Raw genomic sequence first — 23,678 nt, forward strand, 5'->3', positions numbered from 1 at the left:
AAATGGGACACATATATGAATGTCGTCTTGCGATCCTTTGCCAGATTTTTGACAACCTGGTGCAGGTGTTCGATTTCGGTGGGGGTCAGGGAGGATGTAGGCTCGTCCAGCACGATCAGTCGGGCATTTCGGGAAAGTGCCTTCAGTATCTCCACCTGCTGTTGATCTGCGATGCTTAGCGAGCCGACCTTCGCATTTCCATCGAGGTTGAATCCGAGCTGGTCACGCAGCTGGTTGAATTCCCGCAGGTTCGCCTGGCTTCGCAGAAACCCCAGTTTTGTCGTCTCGCGCCCAAGATAGACGTTGGCTGCGACACTCAATTCCGGGCATAGGATCAGCTCCTGCTGGACGACAGCAATGCCGCGCTCAATCGCTTCACGTAGTGACGACACCGAGCTGCCGTCACCATCGTAGATCACACGCCCACCGCTTGGCTGAAGAATCGCGCCGACCACTTTTCCCAGCGTAGACTTGCCCGCCCCATTCTCGCCCACGAGGCCGTGAATGCTTCCACTGCGGATTTCAAACGTGACATTCTCCAGCGCAATGGCGCCCGCAAAATGCTTGCTGACATCGTCGACAAGGATCTGCATCGTGCGCCCCTAGCCATCCCACTTCGATGACCAGTCTGGGTGGGCACTGAGGTTCTTCTTCGTGGCGATTGCTGCACCGACCGGCGAACGCGTTTCCAAATCGATGATGGATTCGAATTCTTCACCGCGTATGGCTGCGATGATGTTCTTGCCACCGAGATAGCCTTCCATGTAGGGCAGTTCCACATAGGTACCGTACCAGCGTCCTTCGCCGATGGCCGCTATCGCTGTTTGCGTAGCACCTAGACCGATAAGTTGAACGCCATCACCGCCTACCTTCATACCTGCAGCCGTCAGCGCAACTTCTGCGCCTGCCACCGCCTGGTCGGCGAAAGAGGTGACGACGTCAAGGTCAGGATTCGACTGCAGCAAGTCCTGCGTAACCTTTAGCCCAAGCTCCCTTCCCCACCAGGTGTCCTGTGTCGAGACGACCTGAATCGAGGGATACTCCGCAAGGTGTTCGTTAAACGCCTCGATCTTGGGTACGTCCTGGGCTGCTGACCGGCTGCCGACCAGCAGCGCGACCTTGCACGGGTCTCTGTCCTGGCAGGCTTCCACGGTGGCTTCCGCCAGCCGAAGCCCGATGCTTGCCACATTGTAGCCGACGAATGTCGTCAGCCCCTCGACCTGGAATCTATCGGTTATCGTCGGGTCAGGCCCCAGCGGATATTCGAGCGAACCAAACTTGATCCCTGCTTCGATCGCCTGTTCGGCGGCAGGAACTACCGAGGAATAGCCCATCGGCAGGATCAACATTCCATCAAACCGACCGGAGGCGACCGCGTCTTGGACCTGGTTGAACTGCCTGTCCGCCTCAAACGCGCCGTCGAAGAATTCAACTTCGGCATCTCCTGCTTCTTGCGCCGCGTCCTTTAGCCCTTCCAGGCTAGCCAGCGTGAAGGCATTGTCGGCAGCGAAGCCGAACAACGCAATGCGAATGGGATCGGCAGCATGTGTGGGCCCGGACAAAACCGCTGCGAGAACCGCTAGGGCTGCTATGCTATGGTGACGATTCATCTGACTTCTCCTCCCGTCACAAGGACATGCCCAACATAGCAATGGGCCGGAGGCCCGCTAATATCAAACTTTCGGCGGCTACGTTGGAATTGGTATGAGCCATGTCGCCTCAACTCTGGTTTCATAGTCAGCGGATAGACCAATTGGCCGCTTTTTCGCGATGCGGCTAGGCAGCCCCGTGGCATGAGCTGACCGGCTACAATGCGCGTGTCCATGCGCGATTAGGGAATCTACGATGATACGTGTGGGAATTGATGTCGGAGGAACTTTCACCGATTTCGTGCTGATGGACACGGAATCGGGAGAGGTCATGTACTTCAAGGAGCCGTCGACGCCGCACGATCCATCTGAAGCTATCGGAAGGGGACTGGCCAGTGCGCTAGCGAATTTTGATCTGAAAGCCGAAGACATCGCATTCGTCGGCCACGGAACGACTGTCGGCACGAACATGGTTATCGAACATCGCGGCGCTAAGACCGGACAGATAACCACTAAAGGATTCCGTGACGTCCTGGAGATTGGCCGACAGGTGCGGCCCGACGTATATGACTATCGCGTAGTCAAGCCGACGCCTTTGGCTAGGCGGCAGTACCGTATCGAGGTCTCGGAACGCGTTGATGCTCGCGGAAAGCTCCTCGTGGAACTTGACGAGGCCGAGCTGCGGCGCGGAGTGGAATACCTGGCCCGCGAGGGCGTCGAAGCGGTCTCCATCTGCTTCCTGCACAGCTACTTGTATCCAGAACACGAAATCCGCGCCGAAAGCATCGTGCGGGAATTGATGCCGCGTGCGTTCGTCAGTCGATCAAGCGACATTTTGCCGGAATTTCGCGAATATGAACGATTTTCGACCACAACGGCCAACGCCTTTTTGGGGCCGAAATTCGAGAACTACCTTGCACAGCTGGTCGAGAGACTGGCGAAGTTGGGGATATCGGCAAAACCCTACACGGTTCACTCGAATGGCGGGCTTATGTCGATAGATACGGTTCGCCGCTACCCCGTTCGCACCTGCCTTTCGGGGCCGGCGGCCGGGGTAATCGGTTCCGCCGCCGTCGCAGCGCAGGCCGGATACAAGAACGCCATCACCTTTGACGTCGGCGGCACAAGCACGGATGTATCTCTTATTACCGATGGAACGGCGCATTTTACGACAAGTCGTGACGTGGCGTCTTATCCCATCAAGACGCCGATGGTGGATATTCACGTTATCGGCGCCGGCGGCGGCTCTGTTGCTTACATCGACAATGCCGGTGCATTGCATGTGGGACCACGAAGCGCCGGGGCCGTACCGGGGCCAGTTGCGTATATGCGAGGCGGTGTCGAACCCACGTTGACCGATGCCAACGTTGTCCTGGGGCGTCTTAATCCTGTCGCGATACTGAACGGGACTATGCCCATCGACCTCAAGGGCGCGCGGAAGGTTATCGAGGAAAAAATCGCCACACCGCTGGGAATGAGCGTGGAACAGGCAGCATATGGGATCATACGGATTGCCGTCTCGAACATGGCCCGCGCCATCCGCTCGGTGACAACGCAACGCGGCGTCGATCCACGCGAATATGCATTCATAGCCTATGGCGGCGCCGGGCCGTTGCACGGCGTTGAAACGGCGATCGAATGCGGGCTGTCCAGGGTCGTGGCTCCCACGGAACCCGGAACGATGTGCGCGCGCGGTATACTCGTTTCCGATACCAGCCTCGATTTCGTTCAAAGCAAGATCCGCCCCTTCGTTCGCGACTGCTGGTCGAGCATCACGGCGGAAATGGAAGTTCTTCGCGGCGAAGCCGAGCGCTGGCTGGCCAGCGAGGACGTTCCCGAATCAAAACGCCAATATGAGAATGTGTTGGAGGCACGCTACTTTGGACAGAACCATGAAGTGCAGGTCCCACTCTCTCATCCGCTGCCCGATGCGGAGACGTTCTTGCGCGAATTCGAACACGCACACCGCAAGGAGTACGGCTATTCGCTTCCGGACCGCCAGATCGAGCTCGTAAACTTTCGGGTCCGTGGATCTGCCAAACCTTCTGGAAAGACCTGCAATCCCCGTCAATCGGTCGGCGAGCTCGAGACGGCTGCCGTTGGACGGCGCGAATTCTTTGTCGACCCGGATGTCAAATGGGTGGATGCGGCTGTGTATGCACGCGACAGGATTCCGGTTTCGGCGCGGATCGACGGGCCCGCAATTGTCGAAGACATGAGTTCTACCTGCGTGATTTTCCCCAACCAGTCTGCGTTTGTCGACAATGCAGGAAATCTTATCATCGAGCTGAACAATGGTGGCGGAGAATAGTACAATGGCATTGACCATCAAACATGGCGAGAGCGGCCAGGTCTCCGATCCGATTGCGATGGAAGTATACAACAATCGCCTGATGACAATTGTTGAAGGGATGTTACACATCCTGGTGCGTTCATCTTTCTCCACGAACGTCAAGGAGCGGCGCGACTGTTCCGTAGGGTTGTTCGACGCTTCCGGCCGGGTTCTCGCACAGACAGCCCACACCCCCCTCCACCTGGGCTCCACAGTCGGCGCAGTTTCCCAATTGCTGAAGGAGTTTCCGCTGGAGCAAATCGGAGACGGCGACGCCTTCATGTGTAATGATCCCTATGTTGCCGGGGGTACCCACCTCCCCGACATCACGGTGGTATCGCCTGTCTTCCACAATGGCAGGCTCTCGTTCTTTCTCGCAAATATCGCCCACCATTCGGACGTCGGGGGCGCGGTTCCCGGTTCCATTTCCGGTACTGCCCAGACGATATTTGCCGAGGGAATCCGTATTCCGATTGTCCAATTGCGCCGCAAGGGCGAGGTTCAGAACGATATCGTTCGGCTTGTCACGCTAAATACGCGTGATCCCAAGGAGCGCGAGCTCGATTTGGGGGTGCAACTCGCGACGAATGACCGTGGCGTTGCCATGGCTCAGGAACTCCTGGATCACATCGGAGATGACCGTCTTACGGCAGTGGTAGAGGATATGCTCGCCTACACGCGGCAGCGCCTCCGCAATCAGCTCGCAACAATGGCGCCCAAAGAGGCCAGCTACCAGGCATTCCTCGACGACGACGGTATTGGCGATGAGCCGGTAAGGATCGCCGTTCGGGTAGCCGTTTCAGGCCGGAAATTGTCTTTCGACTTTTCAGGCACCGGTCCGCAAGCCACGGGCGCAATGAACGTACCCTTCAATGCGCTCCAAGCGACCGTGGTGTATTGCGTCAAAATGATGATCGATCCGGGGTTGATGCCCAATCACGGCATTTTCGACTGCATAGAGATTCAAACGTCTGGCCGATCGATCGTCAGTCCCGCGCACCCCGCAGCCGTCGGCGCACGATCGATCACCGCGAATAAGGTCGCGCGCGCGGTGATTGGGGCGCTTGCGCAAATGCTGCCGCAAGAGCGCGGAATCGCGTCGGGTCAGGATATCGTCCCCGGCATCTGCTTTGCCGGTAAGCGAAGCAATGGCGACGATTATGTCTATATGGAAACCATTGGGGGAGGATCTGGAGGGACGGCGGAAGTCGACGGGATGGACGGCGTGCAACTTCACGTTACCAATACTTCCAATTTACCGGTCGAAGCCCTGGAGCACGAATACAATCTTCTCGTCGACGAGTACGCACTGGTGGAGGACAGCTGTGGCGCGGGCAAGTACCGAGGTGGTCTCGGCATAGCACGTCAGATTGCCGCTACTGAGGATGACGTCGTCTTTTCGGTGCGTTCTGATGGCCATATCTACCCGCCTCCCGGGCTGCGCGGCGGTCAGGATGGGCGTTGCGCAAAAACACTGTTCAACTTTGGATCGGCTGAAGAACGCGAGATCCCTTCAAAGACCGCCAATCTGGTCCTCAACTCCGGTGACAGCATAAGGATCGAAACGCCCGGCGGTGGCGGATATGGTTCCGTCGACGAGCGAAGCGAGGAGCAGATCATCGAGGACATCGAGAACGGCAAGACGTCGCTGGCATTTGCGAAGAAAGCCTACGGCACGGCACGACTAGAGGAGATACTGAAGAAATTCGAACAACCGGCCTTTGACGCAGTCAAAGCGGCCGAATGATCTGACGTCCATTTGCATCCGCAGCAGCTATGAGCGCGCACAGAACCAAGTTCGATGTCGTCATTGCCGGTGGCGGTCTGGTGGGCATTTCCATTGCTCTTGGGTTGAGGCTGCGGGGCCTTGATGTACTTGTGCTTGATGGCTGCGATGGCGACAATCGTGCCGCGCGGGGCAATTTCGGCCTGATTTGGGTTCAGACCAAGGGGCACACCTTTCGACCCTATGCGCAGCTTTCGCGCAATGCGGCAAAGATGTGGCCGGCCTTTAGTTCGCAGTTGAAAGAATTGAGTGGAATAGACGTCGGCCTGGAGAGCGACGGAGCCTTCTATCTGTGCATGTCAGAAGCGGAATGGAAACATCGCGCGGAATTGATGAAAAAACAATTCGACAGCGACCTTCCTGTTGCCGGCGCTTATGAGATGATGGAGCGCGGCGAACTGGACAAGCATATTCCCGGTCTTGGAAATTCGGTAGTCGGCGGGTGTTACGGCCGTCTGGACGGCGCGGTGAACCCCCTGAAGTTCTTCCGGGCGCTGCATTCGGCATTTGGCGCAATTGGCGGCGAATACAGGGCATCAAGCGCTGTCACAGAGATCAGGCCAGCAGGGTCCGATTTCCAGGTAACGGCCGGGAGTTCGACATATAGCTGCTCAAAATTGCTCCTGGCCGCAGGGCTAGGCAACAACCACCTGGCACCGATGATCGACATCGCAATGGATGTAAGGCCCGTCAGGGGGCAGGTGCTGGTTACGAACAAGCTGCCGAAGTCGCTGCGTTATCCAACACACACAATCAGGCAGATGGGTGAAGGCGCCTTCATTGTCGGCGATTCTCGCGAAGAGGTGGGACTCGATGATGGAACTACGCCGGAGGTCATGTCAGCCATTGCAAGGAAGGCCATAGCATGTTTTCCGATGCTGGCCGATGCGCAGCTTTTGCGCGCCTGGGGCGGGCTACGAACGTTCACAAAGGATGGAATACCGCTCTACCTGCGCTCCGACTCTTATCCCAATGCCTATGCAGTGAACGTCCATAGCGGGGTCACACTGGCCCCCGTGCATGCGCAAGAGTTGGCGACGGCTATTGAAGAAGGAAGCTTGGAGGCCCGATTTGCGGATTTTTCAAGGAAGAGGTCATGAATTACCGCCCCATATTTCCTGAACAGCCCGCCGATCGGATAATGATCCAGGTCAACGGCGTGCCGGTAATTGCCAGAGTGGGTCAATCACTTGCACTGGCGCTGCTGGAAAACGGCCTCGACCATTTCAACGTCAATCCGATGTCCGGAAAACCGCGTCTGCCCTTTTGCATGATGGGCGCCTGTTTTGAATGCCGGATCATTGTCGACGGAGTGCGTGACGTTCTGGCCTGCAGGGCTGAAGTTCGTGATGGCATGGTCATCAAAACGCAGGACAACTGTCATGCAAAAGTATGATCTGGTCGTCATCGGCGCCGGACCTGCCGGATTGGCCGGCGCCTTACAGGCGCACGAACTCGGGCTATCTGTCGTGATCCTCGACGACGGCAAACGGCCTGGCGGCCAGATTTACCGCAATCTCGACAAGCTGACTGACAAGATGCGGCCGGTGCTCGGGAAAAGCTACCAGGATGGCGAAAGACTACTGAGAGCCGTCAAGCACATGGGCTTGGACATAAGGACCGAGGCGGTAGTCTGGCATATCTCGGCGGGGAAGACAGTCTATTTTGTGCAAAAGGACGAAGTGGCAGCGGTTGAAGCTGATGCCATAATGCTTGCCTCGGGCGCGCTCGAGCGCCCTTTTCCGGTGCCCGGGTGGACGTTGCCAGGCGTCATGACCGCGGGTGCAGCGCAAATAGCCATGAAATCCGGCGCGGCCATTCCTGCCGGACGTATCGTACTGGCGGGCTGCGGCCCGCTTTTGTACCTCGTTGCGGGGCAGTTGGCACAGGCTGGGGCTGACGTCCGAGCTGTGCTCGACACGACCCCACGCGGAAACTATTGGCGCGCTATTCGACATGCCGCCCTTGGTTTCACGAGCCTCAAGCAGCTTTTTGACGGTATTGGGATGATCCGCGCGATATCTGCTTGTGGGATACGCCGAATACGCCAGGTCGACGACCTCAGGATTCGCGGTGAAAACCGTGCGGAGGCGGTCGAATATTCCACGCCCCGCGAATCCGGAATTGTCGAAGCCGACTGCATTCTTCTCCACCAAGGGGTTGTACCCAACATACAGTTGCACCGACATCTGGGCTGCGAGATCAAATGGGATTATTCACAGCTCTGCTTTCACCCGACAATCGATGGCAACTGGCAGACGAGCGTGCCTGGCGTGTTCGCGGTCGGTGACAATGCGGGCATAATGGGAGCGAAGGCGGCGGAATACTCCGCGCGTTTGGCGGCACTGCACATCGCAAAAAGCAAGCAGCGGGTTGTCGATCCCAAGACCAAAACTTCTATCCAGAGAAAATTCCGCCAACTTACGGAAATACGAAAATTCCTGGATACGCTGTATCGGCCGCCGGTACAGTTCCGAATGCCGCCGCAGGAAAATACAGTGATATGCCGCTGCGAAGAAATTACCGCTGGCGAGATCACAGATTTGGCAGCCGCAGGCTGTGTAGGGCCGAACCAGGCGAAATTTTTCACTCGATGCGGCATGGGCCCTTGTCAGGGGCGCAATTGCGGGCTCACTGTCACGGAATTATTTGCGCACGCTACAGGAAAGTCGCCGAGCGAGGTTGGGTACTACACCATTCGTTCGCCGATACGGCCGTTGCGACTGGCAGCCCTCGCCCGGGTCGAAACGAATGGCGTCGCAGCGGATGTCGAGTTTTCCTGACGGAGCGTCCTAACTGGAGGCGCTTCCAAAGCGGTGACCTTGGTGGGGACGAGGGCATGCCATAATGAAGCCGAAGCTTTCGTGCGCGCTGATTGCCTTCATCCTGCGCCAATCGTGTGGTATCAGACCAAAATCGGTCGGCATTCGCTCGGCAGCGTTTGATGAAATTCAATCAGATTGAGGCATATCGCGCTGTCATGCTTGCTGGGAGTGTCAGCGACGCAGCCCATTTCCTGAACGTCTCCCAGCCCGGCATAAGCCGCCTCATCAAGGATCTTGAACGTTCGATTGGATTTGATCTGTTTGACCGAATTCCAGGAAGGATCGTACCTACTCCCGAGGGTGAGGCATTCTTCAAATATGTCCAGCGCACCTACACGGGCCTCCAGTATCTTGAAGGCGTGGCAAAGGACATTGCCAGCCTTAAGCATGATAGGCTGCGCATCGCTTCATTTCCCGCTGCATCACTCGAGGTGGTGCCGAGGTCCATCGTGCGGATGAACGCAGCTTACCCGGAACTCAAGATGAGACTTGAGGTACATAGCTCACTCAGGGTACTGGATCTGGTTTCCAGTCGGCAGGTCGATGTCGGGATTGCAGCTTTTCCAGTTGACTATCCGGGTGTCATTCTTGAGCGGGTATATGAACCTTTCTGCAAATGCATTCTGCCGGTGGGACATCCCAAAAGCGGCGCGGGAAGCATCTCACTGGAAGACCTGAAAGACGAGACAACGATCGGCATCTCGGAAGAACTGACAATCGGAAATGCGCTGGCTGCGGCGGCGGCTGTGTCGAACACAAAGATTCAAAATCTGATAGAAACCACATCCGATTACACGATCTGCAAAATGGTCGAAATGGGTTTGGGTGTCGGTGTTGTCGATCCCCTTGCGGCGTCGGTGTTCAGGGAGAGCAGCGTCGTAGCAGTTGAGTTCAAACCAGACATTAAGTTCGGGTTTGCGATTGTGCTATCGGAACACGCCATTCGATCCCGTGCGGTGGATAAATTCATCAAAATCCTGCATGAGACGGTAAAGCAGGCAATATATCCGGTGCGTGAATCTAACCAAAGTTCTGACAGCTAGGTCTCTAGGTTAGGCTATCAACCCGCCACTTTGCACATGCGCATCCTCGACGAACCCTTCAGGAGACGCCTTGGTATGGCTCCCGATAGATGCACGGCATCTGCGACGCAAGACGCAAAGCTGGTGCGCCGGCCCCAAGCGGTCCGGCGGTTTCACTTGGCTTGGCACGGCAGGGCACCCGATGATAAATGCTGTGCCGGAAATGACGGCAATGACGGGGCGATTGCCGGCCTAGAAACGAACCCGATCCCTTTGCTCGTTCTGTTCGAGGCGGTCTCGACAGGAACTGGTCCAGCTTGGAGCGCTCGCGCGGTGTGCAGTATCCATCTGCAATGTCTACGAGGCTCTATAGCGCTGTGCGCCGATCGCATCTCCTGCAGCAGTTTACCCTGGTCCAACACTCAGTTCCAGGCGATGCGATGCGGTCACCGGGGACAATCCTGGAAAGCATCTCCCGATAGTCGATGTACCAATTCACTTTCCCGAGTCGGGCAGCCACTGGCACTCAGGACAACCCCCTCGGCGCACATTCCGTCCACTCCTTTTCAAAAAATAGCCTTCCACCGGTCTTAATGCTGACTTGCACTTCATGGGTGTAATTTTTCGCGTCACTCACCGTTCGACAATTTGCCTCCACTTGAATATCGGTCGACGGGTGCTGTGGGCGATACAGACATTTCGCTTCGATGATTGTGTTCGCCGGGTCTCTATTCGAGATGGTGTAGGTAGATCTATTATACCCACCATTGGTAATGTCACCTGCCGCCAATTCGCACGTCACACTGTCACCTATCAAGTCGTGATGAAGCGCATAGGTGGGAATTGCGATGCTTTGAGGGGCCAATTGCGGATTGGCTGGCTCCAAGAAATCTGGCGGGCTCAAGCCCTCTTGGCCCTTGCCCGCGATTGGTAGAAGAATGCGCGACGGATTCCTGGGACCGCGATGGATCGTGTTATAAGCGGCCTGCCCCGTGGGCCAAGCATTCTGAAACGACGCGCTTGCTATAGCAACTCGAACCCTGTGTCCACGCTCAATCCTGTAGGCACAGTGCCTGAGGGTGAATTCGGTCTTCATCACCTTATTTGGAATGAATACGTCGCCATAGCCATTGCTGTTTCGACGGCTTGAGAGAACACCTCCATCCGTGATGAGACGCGAAGTACCGTCTGGTGCTACATCACAAAGCCGCGCAGCGAAGTATGCAACTTCGGCGGTGGAGGAGGCAAACAGAACAACCTTGGGCTCTCCAAGTAATTCCATCTCATCTGACAATGGGCCCATCTCATAAAGGACCGAATGGGCGTCGTCTAAGCGTTGATCTATCGACATGCCCCACGGACTGGTCGATCCTATTCCCAGCCGACCCGTCGTCAGCCCCACTGCCGGCCGATACTGGTAAGTTTCCGATCCCTCTTGCGGGGTTTCGGTAAGCGTGCCTGAATTTCCGAAATAGGCTGCAGTGTCGCTCACTCGATCGGGCGGCCATTTGGCCTCACTACGCCATACTCCTGCATCCTGTGAACAAATCAGCGCCGGCGTTTTCCATCCACGGACAAAGACGGTGACAGGAGGTTCGTTCGTAACGCCATTGTTGACGCCCTTAAGAAAGTGATCAAACCATCGAAGATATTCGTAGCGGCCATCGATCCTCGGCCCCGGAAATGCTTCTCTCGCTTCTGGGTAGTAGTGGCCCCAAGGACCTATGAGAATCTTGCGCGGGCAGCTTAAGCGCTGATAGGCATTCAGTTCCGCAGTCGCATACCAATCCGCCCAGCCCTCTATCAATAGTACGGCGCATTGCACCTGGTCGTAGTCCGGCGCGAGGCTTCTGCTGCGCCAGTAGGCTGGCTCATGCAGATTTCGGATAAAGCTCAGACCCCAAGGGGCGCTATTGCTCAATCGTTCCTGCCACATCCCGGCCCAGCGGTCGCCAGCGAGTGTAGCGTCGGGAGGTGAGAAGTTACTCGCAGTCATCCGTGGTGCATAGCTTTCGAACAGCCAAGGTCGAATGCACCCCCCTGGACTAGCAAATTCTGACGCCAGATCGACGCCCCCCGAACGAACAACAATCGCCTTGAGATGGGGCGGATTCTGTTTCGCGACCTGCCACTGGACTACCGCGCCGTAGGATAGGCCGATCATTCCCACTGAGCCTGTGCACCAGTCCTGCGTCGCGCACCATTCGACCATATCGTAGCCGTCGCGGCGCTCCTCTTCCGAATACATATCCGTGCTGAACCCCGATGAGCCTCCTGTGCCTCGCACGTCGTATTGGACAACAACATAGCCGCGTTCCGCCAGAAAAGGGATAACGGGAACGGTTTCGTCTCGATACTCTGACGGTACTGCGACCAGCTTCCGGTAGGGATTGTACTCGAGCACGGCAGGATACTTGCCTGGTGCAACGGGACAAGTGATTCGAACGTTCAGTTCCGCTCCGTCACTCATCCTGACTCGAACGCCAGTAACAACGCGAATAGCAAATTCGGCCCTAGAGGCGATAGTCAACGCCATATTGGTTCCTCCTTCTTGACCGATATGATTTGTATGTGATGATCTGGCCGCCGTTTCTGTGGGAGCTCACTAGTGAAATCCAAGCCGGCCCGCGGGGGCGTTCAAGGCTCGCCGTAGCCACCCCCACCGGGGGTCTTAATGATGCAAATATCGCCGGGGCGGACTTCGCAGGAATCGTTTCCGGCCAGGATTTGCGTTTCACCGTAGGCGCGCTGAACCAGATTCTCACCGGGCAGGCCGGGCTCGCCGCCGGAAACGCCGAAGGCACGTGTGCGCCGGTGAGACGATAGTACCGTCACCGTCATCGGCTCTAGGAAGCGCAGCCTGCGAACCACACCGTCGCCACCGCGATAGCGGCCCCGGCCGCCTGAGCCTCGGCGAACGGAAAACTCCTCGACACGCACCGGGTAACGGGTCTCAAGCACCTCGGGATCTGTCATCCGGGTGTTGGTCATATGCGAGTGTACCGCGCTCGCTCCGTCGAAGCCGTTGCCGGCGCCGGTGCCACCACAGATCGTTTCGTAGTTCTGATGCACGTCGTTGCCATAAACGAAATTGTTCATTGTGCCCTGTGAGCCGGCGAGAACGCCAAGCGCCCCGTACATTGCTTCGGTAATCGCCTGGCTGACCTCGGTATTGCCGGCAATCACCGCCGCCGGATATCGTGGGTTGATCATTGTGCCTTCTGGCACATGCAGGTTGATCGGCTTGAGGCATCCCTCATTCATAGGAATATCGGACCCTACCAGCGTGCGAAAGACATAGAGGACTACCGCCTTGCAGATCGCCAGCGGCGCGTTGTAGTTGCCGTCCTGCTGAGCCGACGTTCCGCTGAAGTCGATGCTCGCGGAGCGTTTCTCGCGGTCGATCCGAATCGCGACGCGAATGACCGCACCGCTGTCGAGCTCATAAGTGAACTCACTGTCGGTGAGGACGTCTATGACCCGCCGCACGGATTCCTCCGCATTATCCTGCACGTGCCTCATATAGGCGTGCACGACGTCGCGGCCGAACTTTGCGAGCACCTTCTGCAATTCGCGCACGCCCGTAGCGTTCGCAGCCACCTGGGCGGCGAGGTCGGCGATATTCTGGTCAATATTTCGGCAGGGATAGGGACCGCTGGATAGCAGTTTGCGGGTCTCCTCTTTGCGGAAGCGGCCATCTCGGACGAGGTAGAAATCCTCGATCAGCACGCCTTCCTCGTCGATATGCCTGCTGTCGGGGGGAGCGGAGCCTGGTGTTCGTCCCCCGATATCCGCATGATGGCCGCGGGAGGCAACGGCAAAGAGGATATTCCTTCCTTCTCGATCGAAGACCGGCGTGATGACCGTCACGTCTGGCAGATGCGTGCCGCCATTGTAAGGATTGTTCATCATCAAGACGTCACCCGGCCTGAGCTTCTCGCGATTATTGTGCAGCACGGTGCGAACACTCTCGCCCATCGATCCTAGATGCACCGGGACGTGCGGTGCGTTGGCGACTAGATTGCCCTCGGGATCAAAGACGGCGCAGGAGAAGTCGAGACGCTCCTTGATGTTGACTGAATAGGCGGTGTGCTGAAGCGTCACCCCCATCTGCTCGGCGATGGACATGAAGAGGTTGTTGAAGACCTCCAGCATCAGCGGGTCGGCCTCTGTGCCGATCGCCTCGGCCCGCTTCAGCGGCAGTACCCGGCGCAGCATCAGGTTTCCAAACTCGACGATCTCGGCCTGCCAGCCTGGCTCGACAACATTGGTGCCGGTCGGCTCGGTAATTATCGCTGGTCCGTCTACCTTGTCGCCTATCGCAAGTGACAGTCGGTCGACCAGCGGCACTTTCAACCATTCGCCCGCGAAATAGGTGTCGACCGTTTCCCGGCCGCGCGCCGCCCCGCCTCCGTTGATGACGTTCGTCGCTGCCGTCACGCCGGTCGCGAGAATCGCCTCGACGGTGATCAGCTCGACGACGAGATCTCCCTCAGGAAAGTAGCCGAAGCGATTGTGATGGGCTTCGTGGAAGGCAACACGCATTTCATCAGGCGACCCGTACGCGATCGGAAGCGCCTGATGCGCCCCGGCGGTACGGATATGGGCGGCGGCAGTGACACGAATCCGGGCCGGTTCGGCACCCTGCCGCTCGCCCTCCGCCCGCGCCTCTACCGAGAGGGCGGCGACTACCGTGTCTAACACGTCCGCCGCATCGAGCGGCCCACTAACCTGGCACTCGCGCATTGCCCTGATATCGGCAAGCCCCATGCCAAAGGCCGACAGCACGCCGGCGAAGGGGTGGATGAAAATGCTCTCCATGCCCAGCACGTCTGCGACGAGGCAGGCGTGCTGGCCACCGGCGCCGCCGAAGCAGTTCATAGTGTATTTGCTGATGTCGTGGCCGCGCTGCACGCTGATCTTCTTGATCGCATTGGCCATGTTCTCGACCGCAATGCGCAAGAAGCCCTCCGCCAACTGCTCCGGCGTCTTCTCCTCAAGGCCGGTCTCGCGCGAAATCTTTCGCGCGAGCTGGAGAAATTTGCCGCGGACAACCTCGGCATCTAGAGGTTGGTCAGCATTCGGGCCGAAAACATGCGGGAAAGCGCTCGGTTGCAACTTTCCGAGAAGCACGTTGCAGTCTGTCACCGTCAGGGGTCCACCGCGGCGGTAGCTCGCCGGCCCGGGATCGGCGCCTGCGCTTTCCGGACCGACTTGCATGCGGCCGTTGCGGAAGCTTAGGATGGAGCCGCCGCCAGCAGCGACGGTGTGAATGCTCATAATCGGAGCGCGGATGCGCACGCCGGCGATCTCGGTCTCGAGGTCGCGTTCATATTCGCCGCCAAAATGACAAACGTCGGTGGAAGTCCCGCCCATGTCGAAGCCGATCAGCCGATCGATGCCGATCGCCGCCGCGGTCCTCTCCATCCCGACGACGCCCCCGGCCGGTCCCGACAGAATTGCGTCCTTGCCCTGAAACAACCGGGCATCTGTCAATCCGCCGTTCGACTGCATGAACATGAGGGAGGTGGTGGCCCCGAGCGCGTCGCTTACCTGATCCACATAGCGGCGCAGTAACGGCGAGAGATAGGCATCGACGACGGTGGTATCTCCGCGCCCCACCAGCTTAATGAGACGGCTCGTTTCGTGGCTGAGCGAAACCTGGGAGAACCCGATCTCGCGGGCTATGCGACCGACGATAATTTCGTGATCAGGGTTGCGGTATCCATGCATGAACGCAACCGCGACGGACCTGAACCCACGCGAATGCGCTTCAGCGAGCAGGCGGCGAACCTCCTCCGCGTCGGGCACGACGAGCACCTTTCCGTCGGCATCCACGCGCTCGTCGATCTCCATGACCTCTTCATAGAGAAGCTGTGGGAGCTGAATGTTAAGATCAAACAAGCGCGGCCGGTTTTGATAGCCGATGCGAAGCACGTCCCCCATGCCGCGCGTAGTGACGAACAGTGTCCGCTCGCCTTTGCGCTCCAGCAGTGCGTTGGTGGCTACCGTGGTCCCCATCCTGACCGACTCGATAACGCCATCAGGGATGGGCTCGTGCTCGGCCAAACCCAGCAGATCGCGAATACCCTGAATGGCGGCGTCGCGGTATTGATCGGGATTCTCTGACAGCAGCTTGTGGGTCTTCAGCTCACCGTCGGGTGCGCGCGCTACGATATCCGTGAATGTGCCGCCACGATCCACCCAGAATTGCCACATGCGCCACGCTCCACTTTCCTCGACAAAGCCCAATTTTCAGTATACGTATCGGATACTGAACGGACAAGTCAACGGCAACAGAGAGTCACGGAGCGACGGAAACTCATCGAACGTGACATAAGTTTCGGTCGTGGACGGGAGGGCCCGACGGTCGGAAGTGTCTTGAGATTGTTGTTCGGACTGTGGATTCCAGGCGACGGACTGCAAACCGCCCAACGGTGCCCTTCTGAAGATCAGACGCGCGCACCGCCGCTCACAACCATAGTCGGATGGGAACACACATGCCGGGATGCAACGATGTGCAGCGCGCACCTGGAGATGCATATCCGTGGAGAGTAATTGTTTGCTGACGCCCTATGAAGGCCACATCCGTTTGCATCAACGCAGGCCGCCAGAGTAGTTTCCATACGCGACAGGAGGTGGGTTATGGACAGTATCGTTAAAAGCCGAGACGCTGGCAAAGTGTTCGCCGCGCTACGCCAGGACATCCTGAACCTTGCCTTGCCGCCAGGCACGGTTATCGAGGAAGCTACTATTGCAGCTCAGCATTCAGTCTCGCGCACGCCAATACGCGAAGCGATAATTCAACTTATTTCAGAAGGGCTGATCATACGCGACCGGCGGGTCGCCCGGGTCGCGCCACTAAACTTCGACGATCTGCCGAAGATCTATGATGCGTTGGTAGTGGCGAGTCGGCTCGCCCAGCGGCTCGCGGCCGAGAAGCGCACCGAGGCCGATCTGGCGGAGATCGAGCAACGGATGGGCGAGTTCGATGCTCTTTGCGAAAATGGTAATGGCGTGCAGCGTCAGGATGCCAACGTCGCGTTCCACATGAGTATAGCGCGGGCAGGGCGCAATCACTTCTTTTCCGATTTCTACGAGCGTATGTTGTTGACCTCAAGTCGGCTGTCGCGCGCTTGTTTCTCCAGCCACGGCTATTCGGGGGAGCTAGAGGATGGCGAGCTTATGCAGCACCTCATGGAAACGAGCCGCCAGCACCGGCTCATCTTCGAGGCAATCAGCGACCGCGATGTAGAGACTGCCGACAGATTAGCCGTCGAGCACCAGAACCTATCTTTCGCCAGGCTAAAGGTGGCTATTTTCTCGAGAGGCTCGCAGAGCTCGATCACAATGCCGCTGGACACGGCCGGTAGCAAGGCGGCTGGATAGTATCTGACGTCCACGGAGCATTTGGGCCATCGCTGGCCGTGCTCCCACGAATTGGCACCATGTTTCAAGTGACCGTTTGGTGATGTGTCACCTCACCCAGGATAAGGATCAAGGTCGGCACTGTTCGCTCTCCTCAGACGCATGCTGAGGCTCTACCGGCTCTGCTTACGCGACCGAACGGCGCCCCCGACGAGTTCCAAGTGGTTGCTACCACCCGAGCTTCCGAACTTCCGCCAACTCGCGAAGCTCATCAGGTACCCGCGCTGAAAATAAGGCTTGACCGCCGTGGCTCCGCTCGCCTGCAGTCGGAAAGCTACTATGATCAGCCGATATCCGCCCAACTCCGCTGACAGCTAGACACCGCCGGCAATTCGCGTCTACGCGCCGACACTCTATGACACAGCGGAACGTAAACGAGATCGTTCCCGATCATTCAGTAGGAGCCCTCACCTTCGGCCTCTGCCGGCAGCTTGGCAGTGATTGGTCCGGGAAACGTGAGCCTTTTCATTCACTCGCGGATCGGTATGGTGGGCACGTTTGCCTGATGGAACCCGAGTGAGGCGGGAGTTTCACGCTTGGTTCTGCGAGAGGCTGGAGGGTGTGCTTACACTGGCGTACTCACCCGCTATAGGTAGGTATCTTATCTCACAAACGAGCACTGGCTCAACAGTTGTTGCCGGTGGCGGCGCTGTTTGCGTCGGCTGGCGGGGCCGAAACCGAAATGGGCCTGAAAGGCGCGTGAGAAATGGCTGCGGTTGGAAAATCCGGTGGCAAGCGCCACCTCAACGAGCGGGAGGTTCGATTGTTGCAGAAGCTCGTCGGCCTTCTCCAACCGGAGTGACCGATAGAACTGCATCACGCTTTGTCCCAGCTGTTGCTTAGTCAGCCGCTCCAACTGCCGCGTCCCTATACCGGCCAGGTGGGCCAGGTCATCTAGGTTCAGCGGATCGGCGATGTGGCTTGTCATCAAGTCGACAATGGCGACCAGCGCGGGATGGTGTAGATCGTACTTGCGAGCCGGATCCAGCTGCTGCGGAGCCTCGGCCCGCCGGATGCCGGTGTGAATAAACCAGTCACTCACTGCACGTGCCAGTTCCACACCGTGATCCGAGGCGATCAGTGCGTGGGCCATGTCCAGGGGAGCCATGCCGCCGGCGCAGGTAAAGCGGTCGCGATCGATGACGAAGAGACGGCGTTCGATCAGCGCCTCGGGATAGATCTCGCGCATGACGTCGATATGTTGCCAGTGGATCGTGAACCGGCGTGACGTCATCACGCCGGCGGCAGCCAGGATCGCTGCTCCGCCTGATATCCCGCCTAGGGCTACGCCCGACCGGGCGAGCCGGCGTAGCCAGGCCAGGACCCCGTTATCCCGATAGGTAAGCGGATTGCCGCCGGCTACGACGAAGAGAACATCGAAATCGCCGACTGCTTCCGAAACAGGCACTGTCTCGAACGCGCCCGAGACGGAACTACGCGTCCAGCCGCCCTGGTCCGAGACGAAGCTGAGATCGTACAGCCGCCGCTCGCTGAGGAGATTGGCAGCGCGCAGCGGTTCCACCGCCGAGGCCGCGGACATCAGGGCATAGCCTTCGATCAGCAGGAAACCGTATCGCTGCGGTCTGCCGTAACGATCCCCGTCAATCATCCCAGGGGAATCCGTCCCATTCATCCTGCTGTATGTCCGACAGACGCACGCGGATGTCAATTTCAGAAACAACACTTCGCTCTTGCCGTGACATAGTCTCGGCAGTCCAAGGAGTTCTCGCTATGAGGTTTTCGGGCTTCCGCGTCTTTGCTGAAGCGCTCAAGGGGCACACCGGTTGGCGGCCGCTGTGGCGGAATCCCGAGCCCAAGCCCGCCTACGACTATGTCATCGTCGGCGGGGGGGGGCACGGCCTGTCGACGGCTTACTATCTGGCTAACAAATTTGGCCAGTCTCGTATCGCCGTTCTGGAGAAGGGTTGGCTCGGGTCCGGAAATGTCGGGCGAAACACGACGATCATCCGGTCGAACTACCTGCTTGCCGGCAACGAGCCCTTTTATGAGTTCTCGATGAAGCTCTGGGAAGGACTGGAGCAGGAACTCAACTTCAATGCGATGGTCTCCCAGCGCGGCATCATCAATCTGTTTCACACGGATGCGCAGCGCGATGCCTTCCGCCGTCGCGGCAACGCCATGATGCTGGCGGGTGCGGGCGCCCGGCTCCTAGGCCGCGAGGAACTGCGCGCCATGGTTCCGTTCCTGAACTATGACAACGCGCGCTTTCCGATCAAAGGCGGCCTGATGCAGCCCCGTGCGGGCACCGCGCGGCACGATGCCGTGGCCTGGGGCTATGCCCGCGGCGCCGACAGCCACGGCGTAGACCTGATCCAGAATTGCGAGGTGAAGGGTTTCCGGCTCGATCGCGGCAAGGTGCGTGGCGTGCAGACATCGCGCGGCTATATCGCCGCCGACAAGGTCGGCGTGGCGGTGGCGGGCTCCTCAGGCCGAGTCATGGCAATGGCCGGAATGCGGCTTCCGATCGAAAGCCATGTCCTGCAGGCATTCGTCACGGAAGGGCTCAAGCCCACCATACCCGGCGTGATCACCTTCGGGGCGGGCCATTTCTACATCAGCCAGTCCGACAAGGGCGGGCTTGTCTTCGGCGGCGATATCGACGGCTACAATTCCTATGCCCAACGCGGCAACCTGCCGGTGGTCGAGGACGTCGCCGAAGGCGGCATGGCTTTGATGCCCATCATCGGGCGGGCGCGGCTCCTGCGCATGTGGGGCGGCGTCGTGGACATGTCGATGGACGGCTCGCCGATCATTGACCGCACGCATATTGAGGGCCTCTATTTCAACGGCGGCTGGTGCTATGGCGGCTTCAAGGCGACGCCTGCCAGCGGTTACGCCTTCGCCCATCTTCTTGCCACCGGCGCACCCCACGAGACCGCGCGCGCCTACCGGTTCGACCGGTTCGCGCGGGGCTATGTGATCGACGAACGCGGTGCCGGTGCCCAGCCCAATCTCCACTAAGCGGTCCAATGCTGATCCCCCATCCACTTCTGGGCCTGCGCGATGCTCAGGAATTCACCTATCTGGGCGACGCGCGGCTCATCGAACGTCCAGACCCATCCGCGCCCGATGCCGAGGCGGCCTTCTGCGATTACGTCTTCCTGCGCGATAACCCGGCGGGCGTGCATCGCGAGCTTTGGTACCACGAGCAAGGCGACCGCTCCTGGCTGGTGGTCACGCGCAATACGATTACCCACGAGGTTATCGGCGCAGAGCTGGCGCGCGATGTCGCGCTTGCGCGGAAGGGGATCGGCAGATGACGCGGCTGTCCGGAGGGCTGATCGACCGTTCGCAAGCCCTGAGCTTCACCTTCGACGGCAAGGTCTACCAAGGCCATCCGGGCGACACGCTCGCCTCGGCGCTCCTGGCCAACAACGTTCGACTGGTGGGGCGCAGCTTCAAATATCACCGCCCGCGCGGGGTTCTCTCCGCTGGTTCGGAGGAACCGAATGCCTTGGTCGAGCTGCGCACCGGAGCACGGCAGGAGCCGAACACACGCGCGACAACGGTCGAACTGTTCAACGGACTGGAGGCACGAAGCCAAAACCGCTGGCCTTCGCTCGGCTTCGACGCGTTGGCCATTAATGACCTGTTGTCGCCCTTCTTCACAGCCGGCTTCTACTACAAAACCTTTATGTGGCCGAAAGGCTTCTGGGAAAAGGTCTACGAGCCGGCGATCCGCAAGGCGGCGGGCCTCGGGCGCCTCTCGATGCGGGCCGATCCGGATAGCTATGACAAGGGGTTCCTCCACTGCGATCTGCTGGTGATCGGCGGGGGGGCGGCCGGACTGGCTGCGGCGCTGACGGCGGCGCGCTCAGGCGCGCGTGTGATCCTCGCCGACGAGGATTTCCGCCTTGGTGGGCGGCTTCTGTGCGAGACCGAAACGTTGGACGGAGCGCCAGCCACCGAATGGGTGTCCGCTTTGGAACGTGAGTTCGACAGTTTGCCGAACATTCGCGTGATGCCCCGCACGACGGTCTTCGGCGTCTATGATCACGGGATCTATGGTGCGGTAGAACGGGTTTCGGATCACCTTCCGGAGCCGGGCGACCGTGTGCGCCAGACACTCTGGCGCATCACCGCCAAACGCGCCGTATTGGCTGCCGGCGCCACAGAGCGGCCGATCGCCTTTGCCGACAATGACCGTCCTGGGATCATGCTGGCCGGCGCGATGCGGGCTTACGTCAATCGCTGGGCGGCATGCCCGGCCGACGCCGTCGCCATCTTCACCAACAATGACGACGGTCATCGCACGGCGCGCGATCTCGCCGCCAAGGGGGTCCATGTCGCCGCCGTCATCGACGCGCGCCCCGAGGCAACAGCCTTGGCCGGCTACCGCGTTATCACCGGTGGCATGGTCACCGGCTCACGCGGCCGGCTTGGCCTAAAATCGATCGAGGTTCACGCAAACGGCAGGTCTGAATGGATCAATTGCGGGGCGCTGGGAGTCTCGGGCGGCTGGAACCCGAATGTGCATCTGGCATCGCACCATCGCGGCCGGCCGATTTGGAATGATGAGGTGCAGGCGTTCCTGCCGGGAGATGATGGTCCCTCGGGATTGATTCCGGCGGGTGCGGCAGCGGGGCATTTTTCGACAGTGAAGACACTTCGCTCGGGCGCGGCGGCAGCACTGCGCGCGCTGAACGAACTCGGAATTGCGGCAGCACTGCCCAGTCTGCCGCGCTCGGAGGAGTCCCGCTACGGAGTCGCGCCCATCTTCTACGCGCCGGGCAGGAAACGCGCCTGGGTCGATTTCCAGAACGACGTGACGGTGAAGGACATCAAGCTCGCCCATGCCGAAAACATGCGGGCCGTAGAGCAATTGAAGCGTTACACAACGCTAGGCATGGCGACGGACCAGGGCAAGACTGCCAATGTGACCGGGCTTGCCGTGATGGCGGAGCTGACCGAAAGGTCCATCCCCGAAACCGGAACGACGATCTTCCGGCCGCCCTACACGCCTGTCGCGCTTTCCGTGTTGGGCGGTGGCGATATGGGGCCGCATTTCCGACTGCGCCGCCTCACACCCACCCATCATTGGGCCGAGGCGCAAGGCGCGGTGTTCGTCGAGGTCGGCCAGTGGATGCGCGCGCAATATTTCCCGCGTCCGGGCGAAACGCACTGGCGCCAGAGCGTGGACCGCGAGGCCAGGGCCGTGCGCAGCGCGGTGGGCCTGTGTGACGTGACCACGCTCGGCAAGGTCGATGTACAGGGCGCCGACGCGGGCGAGTTCCTCAATTGGCTCTACAGCAACGTGATGGCCACGCTGAAGGTCGGCCGTGTCCGCTACGGGCTGATGCTGCGCGAAGACGGCTTTGCCTATGACGACGGCACCTGCGCGCGGCTGGCCGAGGATCACTACGTGGTCACCACGACCACCGCCAACGCCGGTCTGGTCTACCGCAACATGGAGTTCGCGCGGCAGTGCCTGTGGCCGGATCTCGATGTGCAGATCATTTCCACGACCGACGCGTGGGCTCAGATCGCCGTCGCCGGGCCGAAATCGCGCGCCCTGCTCGCCCGCATCGTGGACGGGTTCGACCTGTCAAACGAGGCCTTTCCTTTCATGGCCTGTACAGAGCTCACCGTCTGCAACGGCCTGCGCGCGAGGCTCTTCCGCATCTCGTTTTCGGGCGAACTCGCCTATGAAGTTGCGGTTCCCGCACGATACGGCCACGCATTAATGGAGCGGCTGATGGAGGCGGGTGCCGGCCTTGGAGCGACGCCCTACGGCACCGAAGCACTTGGCGTGCTGCGGATCGAGAAGGGGCACGCCGCCGGCCCCGAACTGAACGGACAGACGACGGCCGCCATGGTCGGACTCGGCAGTATGGTGTCGCAGAAGAAGGATTCCGTCGGCGCCGTGATGTCGCGGCGCGAGGGCCTTGCGGGCGACCGGCGACGCCTGGTTGGCCTGCGGCCCGTTGATCCGGCCGGAAAGGTGGTCAGCGGCTCGCATCTTTTTGCCGAGGACGCGCCGCAGCGCCTTGATACCGATCAGGGCTGGATCACGTCGGCCTGCTACAGTCCGCATGTCGGCTCGATGATCGGGTTCGGTTTCCTCGAGAATGGCGATGAACGCCTGGGCGAGGTGATCGTGGCCGCGAACCCGGTCGAAGGGGAAAGTGCGCGCCTGCGCGTCGTGTCGGCACATTTCATCGATCCTGAAGGAGCACGTCTTCGTGAGTGAGCTGAGACCCATCACGGCGCTCGGTGCCGCACCGCCACGCCTTGCATCGTTCGGGACATTGGAGATCCGCGAGAACGCGGGCCTGGCGCTTGCCTCCCTGGCGCTACGCCGCGGAACCGTTGAGCCCACGCCCTTCGGGCTCACTCTTCCTGGACCAGGCCGCTGGGTTGCAGGGCAGGGCGTTGCCGCGCTGTGGACCGGGCCGGATCAGTGGATGATCGAGGCGGAAAGCCGCGCCGAGGAGGATTTTGCCGCTGAGCTCAAGCAGATCGCCCCCGGCTGCTCAGTGACCGAGCAGACCGATGGCTGGGTTGCGTTCGAGATCGTTTCGCGGGCCGGCTCAAGGCCTCTCGAAGCGTTGCTGTCGAAGCTCGCCAATATCGACCTCGCGGATTTTGGTCCGGGCGGTGCGACACGTACCGGTGTTGAGCATATGAGCTGTTTCGTCATCCGCCGCGGCGACGCCCAGGTCGACGTGCTGGGGG

At 59.5% G+C, this 23,678-nt stretch carries 16 protein-coding genes; 11 read left to right on the forward strand and 5 right to left on the reverse strand.

Going from position 1 to position 23,678, the window contains the following annotated elements:
- Positions 1-593 (reverse strand): ATP-binding cassette domain-containing protein (locus EOA78_RS27750; RefSeq protein WP_164783964.1); only part of this gene is annotated, 593 nt, incomplete at its 3' end.
- A 9-nt stretch (positions 594-602) separates the two neighbouring features.
- Positions 603-1,520 carry a sugar ABC transporter substrate-binding protein gene (locus tag EOA78_RS27755; RefSeq protein WP_164783965.1) on the reverse strand — a complete coding sequence of 306 codons (918 nt, stop codon included), beginning with the start codon at positions 1,518-1,520 and terminating at the stop codon, positions 603-605.
- A 325-nt stretch (positions 1,521-1,845) separates the two neighbouring features.
- On the opposite strand from EOA78_RS27755, the gene EOA78_RS27760 reads away from it, so the two are divergent.
- From EOA78_RS27760 to EOA78_RS27785, 6 genes are all read left to right on the forward strand, one after another.
- A complete protein-coding gene (locus tag EOA78_RS27760; protein ID WP_127318078.1) occupies positions 1,846-3,900 on the forward strand; it encodes a hydantoinase/oxoprolinase family protein in 2,055 nt (684 codons plus the stop codon).
- 4 nt (positions 3,901-3,904) lie between these two features.
- Positions 3,905-5,668, forward strand: a complete 1,764-nt coding sequence (locus tag EOA78_RS27765) for a hydantoinase B/oxoprolinase family protein (protein WP_127318080.1) — start codon at positions 3,905-3,907, stop codon at positions 5,666-5,668.
- A gap of 29 nt (positions 5,669-5,697) precedes the next feature.
- Positions 5,698-6,807 carry an FAD-dependent oxidoreductase gene (locus tag EOA78_RS27770; RefSeq protein ID WP_127318082.1) on the forward strand — a complete coding sequence of 370 codons (1,110 nt, stop codon included), beginning with the start codon at positions 5,698-5,700 and terminating at the stop codon, positions 6,805-6,807.
- Positions 6,804-7,103 (forward strand): (2Fe-2S)-binding protein, encoded by a 300-nt coding sequence (locus EOA78_RS27775; RefSeq protein WP_127318084.1) that lies wholly within the window; start codon positions 6,804-6,806, stop codon positions 7,101-7,103. The genes EOA78_RS27770 and EOA78_RS27775 overlap by 4 nt, the downstream gene beginning before the upstream one ends.
- The gene (locus tag EOA78_RS27780) at positions 7,090-8,490 is read left to right on the forward strand and encodes an NAD(P)/FAD-dependent oxidoreductase (RefSeq protein ID WP_164783966.1); all 1,401 of its coding nucleotides are present in this window, start codon (positions 7,090-7,092) and stop codon (positions 8,488-8,490) included. Before EOA78_RS27775 ends, EOA78_RS27780 begins: the two co-directional genes overlap by 14 nt.
- Positions 8,491-8,651: 161 nt before the next feature.
- Positions 8,652-9,575 (forward strand): LysR family transcriptional regulator, encoded by a 924-nt coding sequence (locus tag EOA78_RS27785; RefSeq protein ID WP_127318088.1) that lies wholly within the window; start codon positions 8,652-8,654, stop codon positions 9,573-9,575.
- Between the two features lie 505 nt (positions 9,576-10,080).
- Here the strand turns inward: EOA78_RS27785 and EOA78_RS27790 are convergent.
- Complete coding sequence (locus EOA78_RS27790; RefSeq protein WP_127318090.1) at positions 10,081-12,090, reverse strand: CocE/NonD family hydrolase; 2,010 nt, start codon at positions 12,088-12,090, stop codon at positions 10,081-10,083.
- 101 nt (positions 12,091-12,191) lie between these two features.
- A complete protein-coding gene (locus EOA78_RS27795; RefSeq protein ID WP_127318092.1) occupies positions 12,192-15,773 on the reverse strand; it encodes a hydantoinase B/oxoprolinase family protein in 3,582 nt (1,193 codons plus the stop codon).
- A 426-nt stretch (positions 15,774-16,199) separates the two neighbouring features.
- Here EOA78_RS27795 and EOA78_RS27800 point away from each other — a divergent pair, with 426 nt between their 5' ends.
- Complete coding sequence (locus EOA78_RS27800; RefSeq protein ID WP_127318094.1) at positions 16,200-16,943, forward strand: GntR family transcriptional regulator; 744 nt, start codon at positions 16,200-16,202, stop codon at positions 16,941-16,943.
- 640 nt (positions 16,944-17,583) lie between these two features.
- Here the strand turns inward: EOA78_RS27800 and EOA78_RS27805 are convergent.
- The gene (locus EOA78_RS27805) at positions 17,584-18,591 is read right to left on the reverse strand and encodes a GlxA family transcriptional regulator (protein ID WP_127318096.1); all 1,008 of its coding nucleotides are present in this window, start codon (positions 18,589-18,591) and stop codon (positions 17,584-17,586) included.
- A 122-nt stretch (positions 18,592-18,713) separates the two neighbouring features.
- On the opposite strand from EOA78_RS27805, the gene EOA78_RS27810 reads away from it, so the two are divergent.
- The 4 genes from EOA78_RS27810 to EOA78_RS27825 form a co-directional block, all read left to right on the forward strand.
- On the forward strand, positions 18,714-19,964 hold the full coding sequence (locus EOA78_RS27810; protein WP_127318098.1) for a sarcosine oxidase subunit beta family protein: 1,251 nt from the start codon (positions 18,714-18,716) through the stop codon (positions 19,962-19,964).
- 8 nt (positions 19,965-19,972) lie between these two features.
- A complete protein-coding gene (locus EOA78_RS27815) occupies positions 19,973-20,263 on the forward strand; it encodes a sarcosine oxidase subunit delta (RefSeq protein ID WP_127318100.1) in 291 nt (96 codons plus the stop codon).
- Positions 20,260-23,193: a sarcosine oxidase subunit alpha family protein gene (locus EOA78_RS27820; RefSeq protein ID WP_127318102.1), complete on the forward strand. Its 2,934-nt coding sequence runs from the start codon at positions 20,260-20,262 to the stop codon at positions 23,191-23,193. Before EOA78_RS27815 ends, EOA78_RS27820 begins: the two co-directional genes overlap by 4 nt.
- On the forward strand, positions 23,186-23,678 hold a 493-nt coding region (locus EOA78_RS27825), incomplete at its 3' end, for a sarcosine oxidase subunit gamma (RefSeq protein ID WP_127318104.1). The genes EOA78_RS27820 and EOA78_RS27825, both read left to right, overlap by 8 nt.

Source organism: Mesorhizobium sp. M5C.F.Cr.IN.023.01.1.1 (assembly GCF_003997585.1).
In the GTDB taxonomy this organism is placed as follows: Bacteria; Pseudomonadota; Alphaproteobacteria; order Rhizobiales; family Rhizobiaceae; genus Mesorhizobium; species Mesorhizobium wenxiniae.